Source organism: Delftia sp. SD018, assembly GCF_017355445.1.
GTDB classification, from domain to species: Bacteria; Pseudomonadota; Gammaproteobacteria; order Burkholderiales; family Burkholderiaceae_C; genus Comamonas; species Comamonas acidovorans.
Map to the genome: position 1 here is coordinate 12,400 of NZ_JADDRN010000042.1, position 22,791 is coordinate 35,190.

At 69.3% G+C, this 22,791-nt stretch carries 20 protein-coding genes; 18 read left to right on the forward strand and 2 right to left on the reverse strand.

Going from position 1 to position 22,791, the window contains the following annotated elements; translation table 11 throughout:
* Positions 1-23: 23 nt before the first annotated feature.
* The 12 genes from INR38_RS26590 (at position 24) to INR38_RS26645 (ending at position 14,083) form a co-directional block, all read left to right on the forward strand.
* Positions 24-1,529: a pilus assembly protein N-terminal domain-containing protein gene (locus INR38_RS26590; protein ID WP_207476013.1), complete on the forward strand. Its 1,506-nt coding sequence runs from the start codon at positions 24-26 to the stop codon at positions 1,527-1,529.
* Positions 1,530-1,533: 4 nt separating this feature from the next.
* Positions 1,534-3,018 (forward strand): pilus biosynthesis protein CpaE, encoded by a 1,485-nt coding sequence (locus INR38_RS26595; RefSeq protein ID WP_013803754.1) that lies wholly within the window; start codon positions 1,534-1,536, stop codon positions 3,016-3,018.
* Between the two features lie 7 nt (positions 3,019-3,025).
* The gene (locus tag INR38_RS26600; RefSeq protein ID WP_012203993.1) at positions 3,026-4,348 is read left to right on the forward strand and encodes a CpaF family protein; all 1,323 of its coding nucleotides are present in this window, start codon (positions 3,026-3,028) and stop codon (positions 4,346-4,348) included.
* Entirely contained in the window at positions 4,345-5,307 is a 963-nt protein-coding gene (locus INR38_RS26605; RefSeq protein ID WP_207476014.1) for a type II secretion system F family protein, read from the forward strand. The genes INR38_RS26600 and INR38_RS26605 overlap by 4 nt, the downstream gene beginning before the upstream one ends.
* A gap of 66 nt (positions 5,308-5,373) precedes the next feature.
* The gene (locus tag INR38_RS26610; RefSeq protein WP_207476015.1) at positions 5,374-6,378 is read left to right on the forward strand and encodes a type II secretion system F family protein; all 1,005 of its coding nucleotides are present in this window, start codon (positions 5,374-5,376) and stop codon (positions 6,376-6,378) included.
* Positions 6,379-6,380: 2 nt separating this feature from the next.
* Positions 6,381-7,391, forward strand: coding sequence for a tetratricopeptide repeat protein (locus tag INR38_RS26615; RefSeq protein ID WP_207476016.1), 1,011 nt, complete (start codon positions 6,381-6,383; stop codon positions 7,389-7,391).
* A gap of 10 nt (positions 7,392-7,401) precedes the next feature.
* Entirely contained in the window at positions 7,402-7,842 is a 441-nt protein-coding gene (locus INR38_RS26620) for a DUF3613 domain-containing protein (RefSeq protein WP_207476017.1), read from the forward strand.
* A gap of 33 nt (positions 7,843-7,875) precedes the next feature.
* On the forward strand, positions 7,876-8,391 hold the full coding sequence (locus INR38_RS26625; protein ID WP_047325934.1) for a TadE/TadG family type IV pilus assembly protein: 516 nt from the start codon (positions 7,876-7,878) through the stop codon (positions 8,389-8,391).
* Between the two features lie 125 nt (positions 8,392-8,516).
* The gene (locus INR38_RS26630) at positions 8,517-9,035 is read left to right on the forward strand and encodes a TadE/TadG family type IV pilus assembly protein (RefSeq protein ID WP_239974107.1); all 519 of its coding nucleotides are present in this window, start codon (positions 8,517-8,519) and stop codon (positions 9,033-9,035) included.
* A 16-nt stretch (positions 9,036-9,051) separates the two neighbouring features.
* Positions 9,052-11,328 (forward strand): TadG family pilus assembly protein, encoded by a 2,277-nt coding sequence (locus tag INR38_RS26635; RefSeq protein WP_207476018.1) that lies wholly within the window; start codon positions 9,052-9,054, stop codon positions 11,326-11,328.
* Between the two features lie 50 nt (positions 11,329-11,378).
* Positions 11,379-12,773, forward strand: coding sequence for a sigma-54 dependent transcriptional regulator (locus tag INR38_RS26640; RefSeq protein WP_013803762.1), 1,395 nt, complete (start codon positions 11,379-11,381; stop codon positions 12,771-12,773).
* A 35-nt stretch (positions 12,774-12,808) separates the two neighbouring features.
* The gene (locus tag INR38_RS26645; RefSeq protein ID WP_170962079.1) at positions 12,809-14,083 is read left to right on the forward strand and encodes a glycosyltransferase; all 1,275 of its coding nucleotides are present in this window, start codon (positions 12,809-12,811) and stop codon (positions 14,081-14,083) included.
* A gap of 54 nt (positions 14,084-14,137) precedes the next feature.
* Here INR38_RS26645 and INR38_RS26650 read toward each other — a convergent pair whose 3' ends face one another.
* Together INR38_RS26650 and INR38_RS26655 are read right to left on the reverse strand one after the other, a co-directional pair.
* A complete protein-coding gene (locus INR38_RS26650) occupies positions 14,138-15,577 on the reverse strand; it encodes an EAL domain-containing protein (protein WP_207476019.1) in 1,440 nt (479 codons plus the stop codon).
* A gap of 15 nt (positions 15,578-15,592) precedes the next feature.
* Positions 15,593-16,150: a hypothetical protein gene (locus INR38_RS26655; protein ID WP_207476020.1), complete on the reverse strand. Its 558-nt coding sequence runs from the start codon at positions 16,148-16,150 to the stop codon at positions 15,593-15,595.
* A gap of 368 nt (positions 16,151-16,518) precedes the next feature.
* Between INR38_RS26655 and INR38_RS26660 the strand changes: the two genes are divergently transcribed.
* The 6 genes from INR38_RS26660 to INR38_RS26685 form a co-directional block, all read left to right on the forward strand.
* Positions 16,519-17,862, forward strand: coding sequence for an ATP-binding protein (locus INR38_RS26660; RefSeq protein WP_347566773.1), 1,344 nt, complete (start codon positions 16,519-16,521; stop codon positions 17,860-17,862).
* Complete coding sequence (locus INR38_RS26665) at positions 17,847-19,193, forward strand: sigma-54 dependent transcriptional regulator (protein WP_207476021.1); 1,347 nt, start codon at positions 17,847-17,849, stop codon at positions 19,191-19,193. Before INR38_RS26660 ends, INR38_RS26665 begins: the two co-directional genes overlap by 16 nt.
* 191 nt (positions 19,194-19,384) lie before the next feature.
* Positions 19,385-20,080 carry a hypothetical protein gene (locus INR38_RS26670; protein WP_207476022.1) on the forward strand — a complete coding sequence of 232 codons (696 nt, stop codon included), beginning with the start codon at positions 19,385-19,387 and terminating at the stop codon, positions 20,078-20,080.
* Between the two features lie 97 nt (positions 20,081-20,177).
* Complete coding sequence (locus INR38_RS26675; RefSeq protein WP_012203978.1) at positions 20,178-20,525, forward strand: DMT family protein; 348 nt, start codon at positions 20,178-20,180, stop codon at positions 20,523-20,525.
* A gap of 11 nt (positions 20,526-20,536) precedes the next feature.
* On the forward strand, positions 20,537-21,748 hold the full coding sequence (locus INR38_RS26680) for an MFS transporter (protein WP_207476023.1): 1,212 nt from the start codon (positions 20,537-20,539) through the stop codon (positions 21,746-21,748).
* 140 nt (positions 21,749-21,888) lie between these two features.
* The coding region (locus INR38_RS26685) for a DNA/RNA non-specific endonuclease (protein WP_207476024.1) at positions 21,889-22,791 on the forward strand (903 nt) is incomplete at its 3' end.

The following is a 22,791-nucleotide window of genomic DNA, read 5'->3' on the forward strand; positions in this document are numbered from 1 at the left end:
ACACACAACAAGAGGGAGATGCCATGAAGTGCAAGAACATCTCGACGGCCGGAGCAACACCGCTGCAGCGCGCGGTCTGGACACTGTGCGGCAGCATGGCCTTGCTGGCATTGCCGCCAGCGGTGTCGGCGCCTGCGGACACCGCTGCCGTCCAAGGCATGCACGCCCCCGGCGCCGGGGACATGCCCTCTGGCGATTCCCTGCAGCTGGTGGCCGGACGCCAGCACCTGATGCCGCTGGCCAGTATCCCGGGCCGCATCGCCGTGGGCGACCCCAATGTGCTGGACGTGAAACTGCTGCGCGCCACGCCGGGCTCCGGAGCCAGTGCCGGCTCCGGCTCTGGCTCCGGCGGCACCGAGCTGCTGCTCACGCCCAAGGCCCAGGGCAGCACCACGTTGGTGGTGTGGCCCCAGAAAGGTGGCGCGCCCCAACGCTGGGAGGTCCAGGTCCGCGGCCAGCACCTGCTGCTGGAAAAGCGCCTGACCTCGGTTCCAGAACATGCCCAGGCCGTGGCCGAACTGCGCCAGTACGCGCCCGCCCAGACGCTGCTGGTGGACAACGCGCAGATCGACGTCAAGAGCAACACCGTCCAGGTGGACGTGCAGGTGGTGGAGTTCAAGAAATCCGCGATGAAGCGCATCGGCGTCAACATCTACAGCGGCGGGCGCAACAACCAGGGCTTCAGCTTCGGCAGCTTCAGCCCCGGCGTGGTGGGCAGCATCAGCACCAATACCAACGGCACGGGGACAGGGACGGGAACGGGCAATACCGGCTCGGGCGGCACGGGAGGCACGGGCTCGGGCGGCGTGTCCAACAACACCTCGTCGGCCATTGCCAGCGCCATGAGCCTGGTGATGACCTTCGGCAAGGCCTTCAGCGGCGCCGGCATCGTCACGCAACTGAGCATCCTCGAAGGCAACGGCATGGCGCGCGTGCTGGCCCGGCCGACCCTGCTGGCCCAGACCGGCCAGAACGCCAGCTTCCTGGCCGGCGGCGAGCTGCCGATCCCGGTGCCCGCGCGCGACGGCAACATCGCCATCCAGTACAAGGAATTCGGCATCAAGCTGCAGTTGACGCCCACCATCCTGTCTGACGATCGCATCGCCCTGAAGGTCTCGCCCGAGGCCAGCGACCTGGACTTCAACAGCGGCGTGACCATCAGCGGCGTCACCGTGCCCGCCATCCGCACGCGCCGCGCCGACACCTCGGTGGAGCTGGCCGATGGCGAGAGCTTCGTCATCGGCGGGCTGGTCAGCCGTGCCACCACCTCCAACGTCAGCAAGGTGCCGGTGCTGGGCGATCTGCCCATCCTGGGCACCTTCTTCAAGAACCTCAACTACACGCAGGAAGAGTCCGAGCTGGTGATCATCGTCACCCCGCGCCTGGTCCACCCGCTTCCCGCCAGCACCAATCTCGAAGCCCTGCTGCCCGGTGCGCAATCCGAGCAGCGCAACGCCGGCAAGGTCTGGCTGCCCTACCTCGCCGGCGGAATGAGCACCCAGACCGCCGTACCCGGCTTCTCGTACTGACGACATGACAAGCAAGCCCACCGCAACCGATTCGCCTGTGGACGCCACAGGCTCGCCGGCCATCGGCTCACCCACCTCGCTGGAGACCCTGCTGGGGCTGCGTTCCTCGGCCTCGCTGGCCGGCAAGCCGCAGCCCGGCACCGATGCGCTCGCGCAGGACAAGTCACCGCTGGACAGGATGCCCGCGCCCGCCGCTCCCCGCCCGACGCCGCAGCCGCTCGACAACGACCTGCAGGTGGAGCTGCTCTTCATCCACGCAGGCACCCCCGAAAGCTCGCTGGCCCAGGCCTGGCTGCAGCACATGCTGGACGGCGCACGGCTGCATGTGGCGCGGTTCCAGGACAACGTCACCGAGCAGGTGCAGCGCTACATGCCGCATGCCGTGCTCGTGCATTTCGACCCGCTGTCCACCGACGAGGCGGCCCACCTGGCCTCCCAGCTGCACATCTCCCACCCCCACCTGCCCTGCCTGGCCGTGGGCCGCACCAAGTACCCGCAGTGCATGCTGGCCGCGCTGCGCGCCGGGGTACAGGACTTCCTCGACGTGGACGGCCCCGTGCAGGCCGCGCACCAGACGGTGATCGATCTGATCAAGCGCGTGCCCCCGTCGGCCTCGGGCATGCCCAACGCGCCGCTGACCGCCATCATGTCGGCCCGCGCCGGCCTGGGCAGCAGCCTCATGGCATCGCACCTGGCCTGGTACCTGCAAAAGCGCCTGCATGGCACGACGGCCGTGCCGGGCAAGGACGCCACGCCCCGCGAGATCAGCAACGAGACGCTGGACGGACTGCTCATCGACCTGGGCTTTCCCAGCGGCGACTGCGGGCTGTACCTGGGCACGCTGGGCGACTTCGACTTCATCGAGGCCGTCAACAACCTGCGCCGCTTCGACCGGCGCCTGGCATCGACGGGACTGGCCCGCCATGAAAGCGGCCTGCGCCTGCTCACGCTGCCGCGCCAGCCCGCCCGACTGCGCGACGTCTCCTATGCCGATGCCGACGCGCTGCTGCTGCGCCTGCGCCAGTACTTCCGCCACATCGTGGCCGACCTGGGGGCCGTCGTGCCCACGCAGCTGGCCATGCGCGTGGCGCTGCGCGCCAGCCAGATCTGGGTGGTCTGCGACCAGAGCGTGGCCAGCGTGGTCTCCACCACCGAGCTGCTGCGCCAGCTCGACGAGCAAAAGGTCGATCGCGAGCGCGTGCAGCTCATCGTCAGCCGGCACGACAGCCAGCTGGAGCTGGAGGCCCCGCAGATCGCCAGGCAACTGCAGCTGCCGCTGCTGGCCACCATTCCCGAGCGCCGGCGCGAACTGGTCCAGGCCGTCAACCAGGGCCAGCTGCTGCCCAGCCGGCTGCAGCGCGAGCCCTATGTGCAGGCCGTGGACAAGCTCGCCACCTTGCTGATCACCACCCACCACCAGGCCCATGCGGGCGATCAGGCCGCGCCCGCCCGGGGCCTGAACCGTTTCTTCCACCGAACAAGAAGCTGAACGCACCATGACGACCACGGCTTATTCCCATCTGGCCGACGCCCAGGCCAGCGAGTTCGAGCGAAGCGCGCTGTTCCTCGACCTGAAGAACCGCACGCACGAGCACCTGCTCAGCCGCATCGAGGAGCTGGGTGCCGAGTTCGGCCGTTGGTCGCAGGCCGCCATCGCGCAGTTCGTGCTGATGGAGCTGGACAGCTTCATCCGCCTGCACTCCGTGCCCGTCAACGAGCAGGAGGCGCTGCAGGTGGCGCGCGCCCTCACGCGCGAGCTCACGGGACTGGGGCCGCTGCAGCCGCTGCTGGAAGACCCGCTGGTCGAGGACATCCTCATCAACGGCCACGGCAACATCTACGTCTCGCGCGGCGGCGTGCTGCAGCGCGAGACGCTGCACTTCAAGGACGACGAGCATGTGCTGCGCATCGTGCGCCGCATCCTGGCGCCGCTGGGCCGGCGCCTGGACGAGTCCAGCCCCATGGTCGATGCCCGCCTGCCCGATGGCGGGCGCATCAACGTCATCATCGAGCCGCTGTCCATCGACGGCCCCTCGGTCTCCATCCGCAAGTTCCGCAAGGACCCGCTGACACCGCCCGAACTGGTGCAGCTGGGCACCTTCAACCAGGACATCTGCCGCATCCTGGAGATGGCCGTGCAGGCGCGCTGCAACATCCTGGTCAGCGGCGGCACCAGCTCGGGCAAGACATCCCTGCTCAATGCGCTGGCCAGCTTCATCCCGGGCAGCGAGCGCATCGTCTCCATCGAGGACACGGCCGAGCTGGCCCTCAACCACAACCACGTGGTGCGGCTGGAAAGCCGCCCCGGCGGCTTTGACGGCTCGGGCCACGTCAGCATCCGCGACCTGCTGCGCAACAGCCTGCGCATGCGGCCCGACCGCATCATCGTCGGCGAGGTGCGCGGCGGCGAGGTGCTGGAGCTGCTGCAGGCCATGAACACCGGCCACGACGGCTCCATGGGCACCATCCACGCCAGCTCCCCGCGCGAATGCCTGTACCGCGCCGAAATGCTGGCCGGCTTCGCGGGCTTTCAGGGCAGCGAGGTCAGCCTGCGCCGCCAGATCGCCAATGCCGTGGACTTCATCGTGCAGATCGGCCGCCTGTCCAACGGCCGCCGCCGCCTGCTGTCGCTGACCGAGGTCACGGGCATGACGGACAACATGATCTCCATGCAGGAGCTGTACCGCTACGAGCCCCAGGTGGGCCCTGACGGGCAGGAGATCGACCAGTGGGTGTCGCTGGGCATCTCGCCGCACTCGCCCAAGCTGCTGAGCTGGTGGCGCATGCAGCAGCAGACCGGCCACGGAGGCGTGCGATGACAGGCCTGGCACCCGCCGTCCTCATCCTCGGCGCGCTGGCCTGCCTGCTGCTGGCCCTGGCGCTGTGGGTGATCATGCGCGGGCGCCGCAAGGAGCATGAGCAGTCGATCAACCTGCACATGAAGCGCAGCGTGGACGGCCACCGGGAGGTGATCTCGCCCTCCCCGCCCATGGCCGAGCCCGCCTTCCGCGCCCCCGCGGCGCAGTCCGCGCCCTCACCCGCTGCCGTGCAGTGGCTGGCCCAGCGGCTGGGCGTCCAGTCCTGGGGAATCTCGTCCAACACCCTGGCCCTGTTCGCCATCACCGGCCTGGTGCTGGCCTTGCTGGCGACCAGCCAGGCAGGCGCTGCCGCGGGGCTGGTGGTGGCCGTGCTGTATGCCGTGGTGCTGGCCTTCGGCATCTGGCGGCGGCAGGCCAAGCGCCGCGAAAGACTGCTGCAGCAACTGCCCGGCTTCCTGGACAACATGGTCCGCCTGATCTCCATCGGCAACTCGCCCCACGCGGCCTTCCAGATGGCGCTGAACAACGTCCCCGATCCGCTGGGCGACGCGCTGCAGCAGGCGGCGGCCATGCTCAGCGCATCGCCCGACCTGGGGCAGGCCATGGGCCAGCTGGAGCGCAACTGGCGCCTGCCCGAATTCGGCCTGCTGGCCGCCGTGTTCCGCATGAGCGTGCGCTATGGCGGCCGCGCCGACCTGGTGCTGGAGCGTGTCTCGGCCTACATCCGCGACCGCCAGTCCGCCGAGCGCGAGCTGCATGCGCTGTCCTCCGAGATCCGCATGTCGGCCTGGGTGCTGGCCCTGCTGCCCCTGGTGGTGGGGGCGCTGATCATGGTGATCAACCGCGGCTACTTCATGCGCATGTGGAACGACGACAGCGGCCAGACCATGGTCCTGGTCGCCGCCGCCCTGGAGGCCCTGGGCGCCTTTCTTCTCTACCGGCTGGCCAAGCTGAGGTGAACCCATGACAGCACAGGCACAGGCACAGGTACAGGCCCACCCATCCGTCTGCGCAAGGAGCCACGCATGACCCCGCAGCAACTGTGGATCGCCAGCATCAGCCTGGGCGCGCTGGGACTGGTGCTGTGGGCCTGCGCCCTGGTGTGGAAGCTGTGGCGCTCGGCCCGTGCCTCCAGCCAGGTCGCCAGGATATTGCAGGCGCGCGATACCGCATCGACCCCGAAGGCCGCCACGAAGAGCGCCCTGCAGGCCAACGACGCGCAGCTGCTCAACCCGCTGTCCATCAACGTGCGTTCCTCCGATTCGCCACAGGCGGTGGCCGCCAACCTCCCGCCCCCGGCCTGGCTGCAATGGGGCGTGGCCAAGGCCTTGCTGGCCGATGAGGACCGCAAGCTGCTGGACCAGGCCGGCGTGGGCACGCGCAACGGCAGCATGGCCTATGTGGCCAGCCGCATGGTGCTGTGCGTGCTCCTGCCCCTGCTGGCGCTGGGTGTGCTGCGCCCCGGCGAAAACGCGGCGCTGATCTACGGCTTTCTCGGGGTGAGCCTGGGGCTCATGCTTCCCAAATGGTTTCTGCGCTCGCGGGCCAAGGGCCGGCGCGAGCAGGTGGTCGAGGAACTGCCGCTGTTCGTGGACCTGCTGCGGCTGCTGCAGGGCGTGGGCCTGAGCGTGGACCAGAGCCTGCAGATCCTGGCCTCGGAATTCAAGAGCGTGCTGCGCGTCATCAGCGGCGAGCTGGCCCTGGCCAACCAGCTCTACAACACCGGGCGCACGCGCGAGCAATCCTTCCAGCGCATGGTCAACATGAGCGCCGACGACGACATGAGCGCCATCGTCAATCTGCTGGTGCAAGTGGACAAGCATGGCGGCGCCGTGCAGGAGCCGCTGCGGGAATTCAGCATCCGGCTGCGCGAAAAGCGCCAGGCCAGCTTCAAGGAAAAGATAGGTTCCATCACCGTCAAGATGACGGGCGTCATGGTCCTCACGCTGCTGCCCGCCCTGCTCGTCATCACGGCGGGCCCCGGCTTCCTGGCCGTGATCAGGGCATTGACCACCATGGGAGGACGCTAGGCATGCGACACCAGGAAAACACCCGCGCAGGGCGGACGCCAGCGCCGGCACCCCTTGCAACCCTGGCAGCCCTGGCAGCCCTGGCGACCCTGGCCTTGACCCTGGCCGGCTGCGCCAGCAAGGGACCGCAGGGCTACGGCGCCCCTTCCGCGCAGCAGGAAACCGCCGCCCAGGCCCAGCAGCAATTGCAGAACGCCCAGCAGGCCACCCAGGTGGACAACGCCCAGACCTATCTGGACCTGATCACGCAGATGCAGCAGGCGGGCCAGTGGTATGCCTCGCTGGCGCACACCGAAGCCTTCGAGCAGCAGTACGGCGTGAACCCGGAGTCGCGCCTGATGCGGGCCGACGCGCTGCGCAACACCGGCCAGGTCGAGCAGGCCCGGCAGGCCTACCTGGCGCTGCTGCAGGGCGCCACCACGGCGCGGGCGCGGCGCGGCCTGGGCCTGCTGTACGCAAGCCAGGGCCAGTATGGCCAGGCCGTGGAGCAGCTGGACAAGGCGCGCCAGCTCAACCCCATCGACGCCAACGTGCTCAGTGACCTGGCCTACGCCCACATGCTCGACGGCCGGCTGGCCGCCGCGCAGATGCCCATCATGCAGGCCTCGCAACTCGCCCCGGCCAACGCGCGGGTGCAGCTGAACATGGCGCTGTTCTGGCTGGCCAGCGGCAACCAGGCCCAGGCGTCGCAGCTGCTGCGCCAGCTGGCCCAGCCCCAGGCCAAGGGCGCCCTGCCCATGATCGACCAGACCTCGCTGCAGACCCTGCAGGCACAGCTGACCAGCGTGCGCGATGCCGTGCGCCTGCGCGGCGACAGCCTGCCTGCAGAGGTCGGTGCCGGTGCCGCTGTGTCCAGCGCCCCTGTGCTGCCCCCTGTGCCGACCCTGGGCACCCGCCCCGAAGCACGCGCCACCGAGGCCCTGCCCGAGACCCTGCCGGCCGGCATCACCCGGCGCATTCTTCTTTCCGAGCCGCCCGGAGCCGCAGGCGCAGCACCGGCCTCGCCACTTTGAGGAGCACGACATGCCAGACACATACCGCATGGACCCGCCGCGCCGCACTGCAGTCGCCAACGCTCTGGCCCCCTGGCTGCTGGCCGCCGGCCTGGCCCTGCTTCCCACGGCCGCGCTGCATGCCCAGGCCTTCGGCGAAGTGCAGAGCCCGCCCGAGCAGGTGGATGCACGGCCCCATGTGTTCGCCGAGCCCTCCACCGACTCCATCCTGGTCGGCTACACGCTCTACACCAACCCCGATGGAACCGTGATGTACCAGCCCCGGCGCGAGATCGACATCGGCGGGGGCACCCTGCGGCTGCTGGAAATGCAGCACAGCCAGCCGGGCCAGCGTGCGCGCCCCATCGCGGGCGAGCAGGCGCGGCGCAGCTATGCGCGCTACCTCAAGAGCTTCGAGACGGAAATCCCCGCCCTGTACAAGACCGGCGTCGAAGCCGGCGGCAAGAACTGAGGCCGGCCCCGGCCACGGCTTGCAGGAACGACCATGACCCGGCGCCAACCCCGCGCTCACCGCTCCCACCGATCTGCCAGCCTGCGGCAGCGGGGGGTGTATGCGCTGGAGTGGGCCATCATCTTCCCGGTGTTCTTTGCCCTGCTGTATGCCTGCATCAGCTACGGGCTGGCGTTCCTGGTGCGCGAATCCATGCAGGCCGCCGCCGAAGACGCCGCGCGGGCCACGCTGCGCTACCAGACCAGCCGCAGCGCCCGCCTGGACGCGGCCCGCAGCCTGGTGCAGCAGCGGCTCGACTGGCTGCCCGCCGACCTCCGGCCCACGGCTGGCAGCATCGACGTGCGCATCTGCAGGCTGCAGAACAGCGAACTGTGCTCGGCCACGCTGACCTGCGGCGTGCTGGTTGCCGAACGCTGCATGGTGCGCGTGGGCTTCACCATCCCTTATGGAACCAGCCCGATAGCGCCCGCCCTGCCGGGCTTCGGCCTGGTCATGCCCACCACGTTGACGGCCAGCGCCAACATCATGGTGGACAGGGGGGGGCTATGAAGCTCCGCCTGAGTCGCTTCGCGCCTTCCCCCTCTCTCGCTTCGCGGGAGGGGGGCATACGGGCCACCGGCGACACCCTCGGGGCGGGTCGGCCCTTCCTCGGTGTCCCTGGGTTGGGGCATGCCGTGCGTGGGGCACGCCCTGCTGCATCGGCCGAGTTCATGCAGGACACCGGCGATACCTTCGCGGCAGGGCTGCGCAGGCGGCAGCGTGGCGTGGCGGCGGTGGAGTTCGCGCTGATCGCCGGGGTGATGGTGATGCTGCTGATGGGCATGTTCGTGTACTGGCGCGTGCTGCAGGCACAGCAGTCGCTGGCGCGTGCCACGGGCGATGGCGCGCGCATGGTCCAGCATCTGGCCTTTGGCGGGATGGCGGGCTACAACCCGGCCAAGCCGGCCGAACGCGCCAACATCCTGCAGGCCACCAGCGATGTGGTGAACCAGAGCCTGGCGGCCAGCGGCATTCCAGCGGGCACGGCGCCCACCCAGATACAGATCGACTGGGGCACTTCCCAGGCCACGCTGAGCGTGGTGTACATGCTTCCCCCCGTGCTGGGCCAGGGCCTGCAGGTGGGCAGCCAGACCTTGGGCGAACCCACGCGCCTGGAGTCCCGCAGCCTGATCAGGCTTGCGCCCGGCAGCTAGACAGGAGGACCAGAGCATGCTCACCCACCTCCCCGCATCCGCACACCGCCCCCGAACGCGCCGGCAAGGGCGCCGACAAGGGCGCCGGCAAGGCGGCGGCCTGCTCGTGCAGTTCGCCCTGCTGGGCTCGGTGCTGTTCCTGTTGCTCGGCGTCGTGGACCTGGGCTACATGTACTACGCCAAGCGCGACCTGCAGCGCATTGCCGATCTGGCGGCCACCCAGGCGGCCCAGGCCATCAATGCCGAGCGCAGCAACCGCGCTGCCTGCGTGACGGCGGGCGAGGACAGCATCACGGCCAACTGGCCGGTTCCACTGACCCGCAACAGCACCCAGACCGTGGTCAGCTGCGGCAACTGGAACCCGGCGGACCCGGCGCGCCAATCGAGCGGCGGCCGCTTCTTCGACGCCAGCTCCGGCCCGCTCAACGCGGCGCGCGTGACGGTGGGCGGCACCTCGCCCACCATCTTTCCCGGGCCCTGGAGCCGTGCCGTGGTGGCCGAGGCCATTGCCATGCGCAACGACTCGGTGGCGTCCTTCCAGGTGGGCTCGCAGCTGCTGCGCTTCAACAAGGACACGCCGCTGGGCGGGCTGCTGGGCCTGGTGGGGCTGGACGTGGGCATGCTGACCTTGCTGGACTCCAAGGGCCTGGCCGATGCCAAGATCAGCCCGGCCGGCCTGCTCAAGGCCCTGGGCGTGAACCTGGGCATAGAGCAGCTGCGCGCGCTGTCGCCCGAGGGCCTGGCCAACATCGCCAGCGTCACCCTGCTGAACGTGATCGACGCCTCCATCAGCGCCATCACCGACAACGCGCTGGCCGTGCAGCTCAATGCGCTCAAGACCCAGATCATCAACGCGGGCCTGAGCACCATCAAGATCCCGCTGGGCAGCCTGGATGACCAGAAGGGCCTGTTCGCCTTCCTGGGCGCCGGCCGCACCGATCCGCTGAACGCGGCCATGGATGTGCAGCTGGGCATTGGCGACCTGTTGAAGACGGCCATTGCCATCGGCGCCAACGGCCACGCGCTGCAGGCCAACCAGCTGGATGTGGCCGGGCTCATCAAGGGCCAGCTGACCATCGTGCAGCCGCCCACCATTGCCGTGGGCCCCGTCGGCACGCAGGGCTACAGCGCGCAGATCCGCCTGAACCTGAACGTGGACACCGACCAGCTGCTGGGCGGCGCACTCAAATGGCTGGTCAAGGACATCCTTGGCACCCAGGTCAAGCTGCCCATTGCCGTGGACATCACCAACGCCACGGGCACGCTGACCGCGCTGCAGTGCAGCGCCAGCCCGCAGACCATGGACCTGTCGGTCAAGTCCTCCATCCTCAACGCCTGTGTGGGCAAGATGGACCCCAACAACAAGCAAAGCTGCGAGAAGGGCATGCAAAATGAGCAGCTCATCACCCTGCTGCACCTGCCCGTGCTGAACGGCAAGCTGTGGGTGCCGGCGCTGGAGTACACGGACTCCACCACGGGCCTGGGCATGGAGCCGGGCTACGAAGACCCGGCCGACCCCAACTGGTCCAAGACCAACCGCTCCACGCAGGTGAACCAGCTGGCGCTGGGCGACACGGTCAACAACATCGTCACGGGACTGCTCAACCTGCTCAGCGGCCTGCTGCAGCCACCGAACAGCACGCCCACCGACATCACCACGCGCCTGCTGGGCTCCTACCTGGACGCCTCCATGGTGAACGGGCTCTACAACGTGACCAGCCTCACCAACCTGCTGCTCAGCGGGCGCGGCGTGGCCGGCGACAAGGACTACATGCCGCCGCTGCTCACGTCCAACTTCACGTTCAACAACGCCATCGCCAAGTCCTGCCTGCTGGTGGCCTGCCCGTCCTCCACCTGGAACAGCGGCACGTTCTCGGCCGCCCTCAACTCCTACACCAGCGTGCCCGGCGGCCTGCTGGATGTGCTGGGCATCTCCACCTACGACAACGGCTACCAGAGCTGCGCGGGCCTGCTCAGCTCGCTGCTCAACTGGAATGGCTGCGTCAAGAACAACGTGACCAAGCTGCTGACCTCGCACCCGCAGTACCTGTACGCGATCAACCCCAACAGCCCCGAAATCCAGTCCCTGCTCAATCGCGACAACAACCTCACCTGCACCGGCGCCCTGTGCACTCTGCTCAAGCCGCTGGTCACCACCGTGCTCAAGCCCATCCTCAACGGCGTGGGCACGCTGCTGACCAGCGTGCTCAAGGACACGCTGGGGCTGGAGGTGGGCCGCACCGACATCAAGGCCCTGTCCATCGGCTGCGACACGGCGCAACTGGTTTTCTGAACGGCAGGCAAGGCCATCCAATCCATGAATCGACAACGAGGGAATGCAACGTGAATCTGGACGAGCTCGTCATCTATGTCTGGGAAGGCCAGGCCGATATCGCCGAGCGGGTGGAGCGCTGCGTGCTCAACCTGGGCGTGGACGTGGTGCGCGCCGACGGGCTGACCCTGCCCGCCGACACCAGCGAGCTGGGCAATGCGATTGCCGTGGTCAGCGTCTCGGTGCTGGAGGGCGCGCGCTTCACGCGCCAGGGCGTGGAGGGCACCTTCGGCATGCCCGTGCTGTGGGTCAGCGCCAAGCAGCGCGACGCCAACGCCGGCACCTATGCCATGGAGTACTCGCATGTGCTGCCCTTCGACTTCACGGGGGCCGAGCTGCGGGCCATGCTGGTGCGCATCCTGCGGCGCATGCAGAGCAACCAGCGCCAGGTGCAGCGCTCGGAGGACATCATCGCCGTGGCCGACTGCATGCAGCGCCTGCTGCGCGACGTGGACACCTTTGCCGACTGCGAGCACAGCGTGCTCATCATCGGCGAGACCGGCGTGGGCAAGGAGCGCATTGCCGAGCGGCTGCACGAGCGCAACAACCGCTACGGCCAGGGCCCCTTCGTGGTGGTCAACTGCGGCGCCATCCCGGACGGGCTGTTCGAGTCCCTGTTCTTCGGCCACGCCAAGGGCTCGTTCACGGGCGCGGTGAATGCCCACAAGGGCTATCTGGAGCAGGCCAACGGCGGCACGCTGTTCCTGGACGAGATCGCGGACCTGCCGCTGTACCAGCAGGTCAAGCTGCTGCGCGTGCTGGAAGAGCGCGCCATCACGCGGCTGGGCTCGGCCGCCGCCGTGCGGCTGGACTTCCGGCTGGTGGCGGCCACCAACAAGCCGCTGCGCGGGCTGGTGCGCGAGGGGCGCTTCCGGGCCGACCTGTTCTTCCGCCTGGCCGTGATCGAGCTGCAGATACCCAGCCTGGAGGAGCGCGGCGAGGCCGACAAGCTGGCCATCTTCCACGCCATCCTGCGCAAGGTGGTGGGCGAGGCCACGATGAAGGAGCTGGGCGAGGCGCCCTTCTTCATCCTCGACGCCGTGGCCCAGATGTACTTCCCCGGCAATGTGCGCGAGCTGCGCAACCTGGCCGAGCGCATCGGCGTGGCCGCCCGCCAGACGCGCGACTGGAACGCCGACGGCGCCACGCAGCGCATCCTGCAGCACGCCCAGGCCCTGTCGGCCACCACCTTCCCGCCGGACGCGGGCGCCGCCGAGCCCCTGCTGGCCGACCGCAGCAACTGGGACATGGACGAGCGCAACCGCATCATCGCGGCGCTCAACACCAACGACTGGAAGCGCCAGAACACGGCCCAGCACCTGGGCATCAGCCGCAAGGTGCTCTGGGAAAAGATGCGCAAATACCAGATCAGCGACGGCGAGCCCGAAGTGCCCGTGCCGGGCTGAGCACGCCCTCCGACACATCCCCTTCCCCCCACGCTATGGAGACTTCCACGAACATGCAGGACAAGCCGGTCATCATCTTCGTCAGCGCCGTCTACCCCAGCCAGTACAGCCTGCTGTGCAGCCACCTTCGCGCCAGCGGCGCGGCCGACAGCTGGTTCATGACCATGCCCGGCCACGCCGAGAACTACGCCAGCCAGTGCGACCACCTGCTGTCGTTCCGGCCCGATGGCGACATCGTCGGCCCGCAAAGCTACTACTACTCCAGCAAGGTGGAGCGCTCGGCACGCATAGGCCGCGGCCTGCTGCAGGGCCTGCAGGCCTTCGAGAAGGAAAAGGGCAAGCGCATCGACGTGGTGGTCGCCCACTCGCTGTGGGCCGCGCCCAACCTGCTGTACGGCGAGATCGATGCCGCCATCGTCAGCTACATCGAGTTCCCCAGCTACCGCGTGCACGGCAACGAGCCCGACTACCCGCCCGACCTGTCCCAGCGCCTGGCCGACCGCAACATGGAAATGCTGCACTACCACCAGGTGCTGTGCAGCGACCTGACCATCACGCCCAGCGCCCATGCACGCTCGCTGTTCCCGCCGCTGCTGCAGGAGCGCGTGGCCGTGCAGTTCGAGGGCTTCGACATCCAGGCGCCCGACGAGCAGGCCGAGCCGCCGCCGCGCCAGGACACGCGCTTCACCGTGGCCTTCTCATCGCGCGACCTGTCCAGCTCCAAGGGCTTCGAGACCTTCATGCGCCTGGTCGACCGACTGGTGCGCGAGGGCGATGGCCAGCAGATGCGCTTCATCGCCCTGGGCGACCCCACGGCCGTGACCTACGGTTACGAACAGCAATGGGTGGAGCGCCGCTACCAGGGCAAGGTGGCCAGTTTCCGCGACCATCTTCTGCAGATCCACCCGGCCGCCCAGGTGGTGGAGTTCCCGGGCAAGCTGCCGTATGACGAGTTCGCGCGCACGCTGGCCTCGGTGGACCTGTTCCTCTATCCGCTGCGCTACGGCGTGGCCAACTGGGGCCTGATGGAGATCCTGGCGCGCGGCGGCTGCGTGATCGGATCGAACTGGGGCTTTGTGCCGGAGCTGGTGCAAAACGATGTCAACGGCCTGCTGCTGCCCGACAGCGACGACGCCTGGATCGGCGCCATCCGCCAGCTGCGCGACGACCCGGCCCGGCGCCAGCGCTACGGCCGGGCCGCGCGCGAGACGGGCAAGCGCTTTCACATCTCCAACGTGGCTCCGCGCTTCATGGACCTGTTCCGCCTGGCCATGGCGCGGCGCAAGGCCGCCCCGCTGATGCTGGAGTGAGGTGCCGCACCGGCCCGGGCCAGGCGCGGGCCAGGGGCGGGATAGGTCCAGGCCTCAGGCCCGCGCCTGCAGGAAAAATCCCGTGCTCATGCCGGTCTCGGCGGCCGACACCTCGGCTCCACCAGACACGGTTGAGGCCGCCACAAGAGCAGACATGCGCTCCATGCCGCTCCAGCTCAGGGCCATGTCCAGCTCGTCGCCGTCCTGCACCTCGGTCGCCTCCAGCACCTCCAGCACGTCTTCCACGCGCACCACCTGGTCCAGCAGACCATGCAGCGAGGGCCGGGCGATGAAGAAGCCCTGCGCGCCATGGGCGCCCGCCAGCGCCACGGCCTCCAGGCCCTGCGCGGACTCGATGCCTTCCACGATCACGCAGGCGCCCCGGTCGGCGCACAGGCTGACCAGGCCCTGCATCATCCGGGCCGAAGGCCGGGCCTGCAGGCTCTGGTCCAGCACGGACTTGTCGATCTTGACGATGTTGGCGCGCAGCTTGCCCAGAATGTCCAGGCCGCCGCGCCGGGGCACGATGTCGTCCAGCGCCACGCGCACGCCCAGGATCTGCAGGTGCCGCACCAAGCCCAGAGCGGCCTTCTCGCAGGGGAAGGCGCCGGTCTCGGTGATCTCCAGCACCAGGCGCTGGGCGATCTCGGGCCGGTCCTCCAGGTAGTCGAACACGCCGTCCCACCAGGCGTCGTCGCAGAACGAGGCGGCCGACAGATTGCAGCCCAGGCTGTGGCCGGTCTTCATCTCCAGCGCGCCTATCACCGACCACAGCACGCTGCGGTCCAGCCGCGCGGCCAGGCCCAGGCGCTCCAGCGCCTCGATGGCATGGGGCACGGCATAGTTGTCGTAGGCAGAGAACACGCTGCGGCGCAGCAGGCACTCGTGGTAGAGCGTGCGGCCCGCGCCGGCCCCACTGCCTCCGCCTGTCATGCCTGCGGGCTCCAGCAGCGTCACGGGCTGGAATGCCAGCGCCAGGTGGCCCAGCCGCAGATCGTCCAGCAGGCGGCCCGCCAACTGCATGTCGGCCTGGTAGGCCTTGATCAGCCTGGGGTGCATCCTGCGCACCGCCATGTCCTGGACGCCCGCCGTGGCGTGGCCCTTGCCGCGTATCTCGTGCAGGCCCGTCAGGGAGACGCAGCCCAGCGCCTGCACCTCGGCGCGCAGATAGGCCTGGCGCGCGCCGTCCACCACCGGGTCGCGCACCAGGGCGGACTCCAGCGCATGCATCCAGCCATGCCGGGCCTGATTGCCGGGCAGCACCGTGTCAGCCATCGTGCGGGGATCGACCCCCCGAACCAGCACCGTGTCGCCCGCACGCTCCAACGATTCGGCATCGATGCCCAAGCCCGTGAGCCGCTCCACGCAGACCCGCATGGCCTCCTCGCAGAAGCCGTTGCCGTAGACGCTGCGCCAGGTCTGCAGGGGCGACAGCCAGATGGCCAGGTCCACGGGGGTGTCGCCGGGCGGAGCTTCGATGATGTCGTCGTGCATGGTGTGCTCCTTCATTCAACGGCCTGCAATGGGTTGTGAATAGCAGTGAAATCCGATCGCCCTGCGCCCCCGGCCCGTGGGCCCGCCGCCGAGCACGCCGGCATCCACGGCCGACAGCGCCAGGTCCACATGGCCGGCCACCAGGTCAAAGACCACCGAGCAGGCATCCGCCTTGCGGCTGAAATACGCCAGCGTGGCGTCCGTGCCACCTGCGAAGCTGCCCAGCAGCGCCTGCCCGTCCTGCTCCTGGAACACGGCCTGCGCGCCGCCCTGCTGGGGCACGATGACGCGGTCGCCCTGCTGCAGCACGGCGCCGGCCTGGGCCGCGATCACATCGTTGCGCCGCACGATGCGCACGCCCTCGCTCACGCGCGTCAGCATTGCCACCGGTGCCATCTGTGCATGCGCGCTTCCATCACCGGCCTCGCGCGCAGAGGCAAAGCCAGAAGCGCGCGGCACCGCCGCAGACGCAAACGAGGCGGGCACGTTCAACGGCTTGCTGCGCGCCCTGTCCGGGTGGGCGCGCAGTCGCGGCAGGGGCACGCCTGCAAACGACAACGAGACAGCGGCCATGGTTTCTCCTCCGAAAGACAGCGATCGATGGGGTGCGTGGCGCAGCACCCGGTTTCCCAGACACTGCGACAAGCTTTTTGCATCCTGTTGCAACAAGCGTGCCATGGGCCTGGACGTCTTCATCCAACTCAAAGCCATCTGTAACCTATTGATTTATTTGGACACCCATGCACAGCCGCCGCCATGTCACCTCGCGGCGTTACGGGCGATGTCACGTAACGCCGGCGCGCCACGGCGTTACTTTCACAGCGGCCGCGCGGGGCGAAGCGGCCCTGGCTGCCAGGCGTAGCCCCCCTTTCGGTGTATGTTCCAGCGCATCACTTCAGGAGCCGGCCCTGTCCCCGCAAAAGTCCATCCAACGGGATCTGGTGATCCTCTGGCTCACCATCTCGGCCGTCGCCCTGGTGCTGGCGTGGCTGCTGCTGCTGCTGAGCCGGCAGGGCACCGACCAGCAGGTTTCCCGGGCACGCGACGCCGCAGGCGTCAGCTGCAGCGCACTGCAGGCCGGGGCCGCGCGCATGGGGCTGGCGGGGTTGATGGCGGACACGCCCAGCGCACAGGCCCGGTCCGCCGCGCAGGCCGTGCTGGACCTGGCGCTGCGCGAGCGCCCGGGCATGGAAGGCGGCTTCTGGCGCGAGGGCCCCGGCGTGGTGGCCTATGCCTTTCCCACCTACGACGGCTCGGGCATCAAGCGCGATGCGCCCAGTGCGGAGATGGAGCGCATCGCCTCCACCGCCCAGCGCGCGCGGGACAGCGCAGGCCTGGTGACCGACCTGCGCCCCGGCCTGCGCGAGGCGGTCGTCTTTGCCGCCTGCCCGGCCCAGGCCGATGCGCCCGCCCTGGTGGCCTGGACGCTGATGCGCGTTCCCCTGATCAGCGCCGACGTGGTCAACCCCCTCATCCTTGCCGTCAGCCTGCTGCTGGGCATGGTCCTGGTCTCGGGCCTGTGGCTGGGCAGAATGCTGCGGCGCTGGCAGCGGCAGTCGGCACAGATGGAGCAGCAACTGCTCAGCGCCGAACGGCTGGCCACCCTGGGCCGGCTGTCCGCAGGCCTGGCGCACGAGATCCGCAACCCGCTGGGCACCATGCGCATGAAGGCCGAGACCGCGCTGGCAGCGCCCGCGCCACTGCGCGAAGCGCGCAGCCAGGGCGCGCTGGAGGCCGTGCTGGCCCAGACCGCGCGCCTGGAAGACCTGGTATCGAGCCTGCTGGCCTTGACCCAGCCCTTCCGGGTGCAACCGGAGCCGGTGGACCTGCAGCAGCTGCTGGACGAAAGGCTGCAGGCACATGCCGAGCTGGTCCAGGCCAGGGGTGTGCAACTGGCAACGGCAGTGTCCGCGGGCCTTGCCCGGGACCTGCAGGATGGGCGCCGCCCGCTGCTGGACCCCGTGCAGATGGCCAGGGCGCTGGACAATCTGCTGCTCAACGCTCTGGCGCACACGGCGGCCGGCGGCCGGGTGGAACTGGGCGCGGACCGGAGCGCCCACCGCAACAGCCCGCTGCAACTGTGGGTGGCCGATGACGGCACGGGCATTGCGCCCGAGCTGCGCGACACGCTGTTCGAGCCCTTCACCACCGCGCGCCCCGGCGGCACCGGGCTGGGATTGGCGCTGGTGCGCGAAATCGTGCTGGCCCATGGCGGCCGCATCGCGCTGGGCAAGACAACACAAGGCACCCGCATAGAAATGGAATTTCCATGGCCCACATCCTGATCGTTGACGATGACACGGCCTTCCGCGAAAGCCTGGCCGAGATGCTGGGCGACCTGGGCCACGCGGTCAGCGCGGCGCCCACGGTGGCGACGGGGCTGCAGGTGCTGCAGGGCGGTTCGGTGGATGTGGCCATCGTCGACCTGCGCATGCCCGGCGAGGACGGGCTGGCCTTCCTGCGCAAGGCCCGCGGCCTCTCGCGGGCGCCCTGCATCATGCTGACGGCCTATGCCAGCGGCAGCAACACCATCGAGGCCATGCGCCTGGGCGCCTTCGACCACCTGACCAAGCCCATTGCCAGAACCTCGCTGGTCGAGGTGCTGGAGCGCGCCTTGCTCAGTGCCGGCCAGGCCGGCAGCCCCGAGAACGCCGCACAGAATCCGGCGCAGAACCCGGAGCAGGATGGCGATGAAGCCGAGCTGGTCAGCGGCAGCGAGGCCATGCGGCAGGTCTTCAAGCGCATCGGCCTGGCGGCGGACAGCGACGCCACCGTGCTGGTGCTGGGCGAGACCGGCACGGGCAAGGAACTGGTGGCGCGCGCCCTGCACCGCAACAGCGCCCGGGCGGAGCGCCCCTTCGTGGCCGTCAACTGCGCGGCCATTCCGGCAGACCTGATGGAAAGCGAACTCTTCGGCCATGTGAAGGGCGCCTTCACGGGCGCCGCCAGCGACCGCGCCGGGCGCTTTCGCGAGGCGCAGGGCGGCACGCTGTTCCTCGATGAAGTGGGCGACATGCCGCTGCCCACGCAGGCCAAGATCCTCCGGGCGCTGCAGGAGCGCGAGATCACGCCCGTGGGCGCCAGCCGGGCGCTGCCCGTGAACGTACGCATCATCGCGGCCACGCACCGCGACCTGCCGGACGCCGTCAGGCAGGGGCGCTTTCGCGAGGATCTCTGGTACCGGCTCCAGGTCGTGCCCGTGCACCTGCCGCCGCTGCGCGAGCGCCTGGGCGACGTGCTGCTGCTGGCCGAGCATTTCCTGCGCCAAGGCGGCGGCACCTCGCCCAAACGCTTGGGTGCCGACGCCGCGCGCCTGCTGCTGGCGCACGACTGGCCCGGCAACGTGCGCGAGCTGCGCAACGCCATGGAGCGCGCGGCCCTGCTGTGCCCCGGGCCGGTCATCGGGGCCGAGCACATCGGCCTGCAGCCTGCCGCGGCGCACGGGCCCGCCATCGACTGGAACGGCCCGCTGGCCGCCGCCGTCGCCCAGCTGGAGCGAGAAATGGTCACGCGTGCCCTGGCCGCCGCCACAGGCAACCGTGCCGAGGCTGCGCGCCGCCTGGGACTGTCGCGCCAGCAGCTGTACCGCAAGCTGGCGGAGTTCGGGCTGGGCTGAGGCAGCAATGGGCGCACGGACGCGCGGACGCACGGACGGCACCGCATGTGTCCGATACGGTGACACCTGCTGTCTCCGCATCGGACACCGGGCCCGCAGCATCCACTGCAAGCCCTTGATTTCATGAAGATTCCTGATGGCATGGCACTTGCATTGACGGATGCGTGTCCATCGCCAACCAAGGAGCCCTCATGTCCCGATTTGTTCTTTCCTCCGCCGTTCTGTGGCTGGGTTCCAGCGCATTGAATGCGCATGCCGTGCCGCCCGGCGGCTTCGCCTCTTCAGGCCCTGCAGCCCCTTCAGCCCCTTCAGCCCCTGCAGGGCCTGGCGCGCCGCACGCACAGGCCGTGCTTGAAAGCGCCGTCGCCCGGCTGCTGACCAATCCGTATGGAGAGGTGGACGGCCTGCGCCTGACCGACGGCACGGTGGTCCGGTTCCCGCCGCATATGTCCGACGCGCTCACGGCAGCCGTGAAGGTGGGCGACACGGTGCGCATCATCGGCCGCAGCGAAGCCGGTGGTGCGGTCAAGGCGGATGCCATCGTGAACTCGGCCAGCGGCCAGACCGTGTACGACCAGCCGCCCGCCCGCGACGGCACGCGCCCCATGCCGCCGCACCTGCGCATGGCCGGCCTGCAGACGCAGCAGGCCCAGGGCCGCATTGACGTGGTCCTCACCGGCCCGCGCGGCGATGCCAACGGCGTCATCCTGTCCGACGGTGCCATCGTGCGCTTTGCCCCCCATGCGCTGCAGCAGCCGCTGCAGCCGGGGCAGCTGTTTGCCGCCTCGGGCCTGGGCACGCGCAACGCGCACGGCACCTCGCTGGAGGCCACCAGCATGGGTGCCAGCCTGTCGGACCTGCAGCCGCTGTACGACCGCGCGCGCTGACACCACCGCCCGGTCCCCGGGGCCGGGCGGGCTCCTGCCCCTTCCTGCTGTTCTGCTTTCCTGCTTTCCTGCTTTCCCGCCTTCACCGAACCCCACCATGTCCCCCAAGATCGCCCCCGTCCTGCTGCTGCTGATCTCCAACGTCTTCATGACCTTCGCCTGGTACGGGCACCTGAAGTTCGAGAACCGGCCGCTGTACCTCGTCATCCTGGTGAGCTGGCTGATCGCGCTGGCCGAGTACTGCTTTGCCGTGCCCGCCAACCGGCTCGGCCATGAGGTCTACAGCGCGGCCGAGCTCAAGACCATCCAGGAGGTGATCACGCTGGTGGTGTTCGCCGTCTTTTCCGTGCTCTACCTGGGCGAGAAGCTCACCCTCAACCACCTGGTGGGCTTCGGCTTCATCTGCCTGGGCGCCTTCTTCGTGTTCAAGGGCCCCCTGCGCTGAAGGAAGCCTCCATGCACCGCACACACCACCATGCGCGGCGCTGGCTGCCGGGGCTCAACTTCTTCCTGGCCGATGTGCGCGACGGCCTGGGACCGTTCCTGGGCGTGTTCCTGCTCGCCCAGGGCTGGCGGCTGGACGATATCGGCTACGTCATGGCCCTGGGTGGCATCGCGGGCATGCTGGCCACCACGCCGCTGGGCGCGCTGGTCGATGCCTCGCGCCGCAAGCGCAGGCTGCTGGCAGCGGCCATCGCCCTGCTGCTGGCGGGCAACCTGGCCATCTGGATCGCACCATCGCTGGCCGTGACGGCGGCATCGCAGGTCATCACCGGCGTGGTCGCGGCCCTGATCGCGCCCTGCCTGCTGGGCATCACGCTGCAGATCACCGGCCATGCGGACCTGCCCCGGCAACTGGGCATCAACGAAGCCTGGAACCACGCAGGCAACGTGGCCACGGCCGCACTGGCGGGGGCCATGGGCCTGCGCTGGGGACTGCCCTCCGTCTTCGTGCTCATGGCCCTGATGGGCTGCGCCTCGCTGGGCTGCCTGGCGCTGATGCGGCTGGATGAAACCCCGCAAGGCACGCCGCCCCAAGAGCAGGCCGGGCCTTGCGCCCCCGGCCTGCTGCACGTGCTCACGGGCACGCCGGCGCTGCGGGTGCTGGCCGCGGCCATGCTGCTGTTTCACCTGGGCAATGCCGCCATGCTGCCGCTGCTGGGCCAGGCCGCCGTGGCGCGCGGCCATGCCAATCCCAGCGGCTTCACGGCGCTGACCATCATCGTGGCGCAACTGGTCATGATCCCCATGGCCCTGCTCGCCGGGCGCCACGCCCAGCGCAGCGGCTACTGGCTGCTGGTCAAGGCGGCCCTGCTGTCGCTGCCGCTGCGCGGCCTGGTCGCCGCCACCTGGGATTCGGACTGGGCGCTGATTCCCGTGCAGGTGCTCGACGGCGTGGGCGCCGGGCTGCTGGGCGTTGCCCTGCCAGGCCTGGTCGCGCAGACGCTGCGCGGCACCGGCCACGTCAACGCAGGCCTGGGCGCCGTGATGACGCTGCAGGGCCTGGGCGCGGCCGCCAGCCCGGCACTGGCGGGCTGGATTGCGCAGCGCTTCGGCTTTGATGCGGCCTTTCTTTCGCTGGGCGGCATCGCGGTGCTGGCGCTGGCGCTGTGCTGGTTCGGCGCGCCTGCCGAACCAAGGGCTGCCCACCTCCAGCCCAAGACCTGACATCAGGCCATGCGCGGCCCGCTTTCAGGGCATCTGGACACATTTGGGGGCCTGGAAACATAGGAGAATTCCTAGGACCCGAATCAGAACCCGCGCCATCGCGGACTTGCCTCCCAGCGGCCAGCGCCTGCCGCCCCCGAATGACTGTCAAGAACAAGAAGCCTTCCGCGCGCAAGCGCAGTTCCTCCCCCGCCTCCAAGAAGAAAGCCTCCAGCCGCAGCGGCCGCAGCGGACTGTGGCGCTCCATGCTCGCCGCCCTTGTGGCGGCAGCGGGCACCTTCCAGATCGCCAGTTGCAGCCTGGACCCGAACTGGCACCCCAAGCTTCCCGAGCCGCCCTTCCTGTCCACCCTGCCCATCCCCGGGCTGGAGCACCTGCGCAAGCAGCCGGAGACAGGTTCGGGCACGGCCTCCGGTGGCGGCAGCCCGCCTGCCGGCAGCATGGCCACGGGCTTTTCGCACTGCCGCGATTTCTTCCCCGGTGGCGAGCCCCCTGCCCTGCAGATCCAGCCCCAGCAGCGCGAGCTGTGCTTCAGCGCCTTCGCCGTGCTGCACAGCGGCCAGACCAAGACGCCCGTCTTCGTGGTGGAGCGCCTGAACCGCAAACTGCTGGACCAGGGCCAGGGCCTCAAGCGCAGCGACAAGTTCTATGCCGATGCCCGCCTGCCCCGCGCCGAGCGCGCCGAGCTGGACGACTACCGCCGCTCCGGCTACTCGCGCGGACACATGGCGCCGGCCGGCGACATGTACTCGCCCGAAGCCATGGCCCAGAGCTTCAGCCTGGCCAACATGGTTCCGCAGGACCAGACCCACAACGGCGGCGTCTGGAGCAAGGTGGAGCAGGACACGCGCCGCTACGCCCAGCGCGCCCAGGGCGATGTCTATGTGTTCACCGGGCCGGTGTTCGACGGCCAGCCGCTCACCATCGGGCCGGGCAAGGTCCATGTGCCCAGCCATATCTTCAAGCTGGTCTACGACGCCAGCACGGGGCGTGCCTGGGCACACTGGCAGGCCAACAGTGCGGATACGCGGATGAGTGCGCCG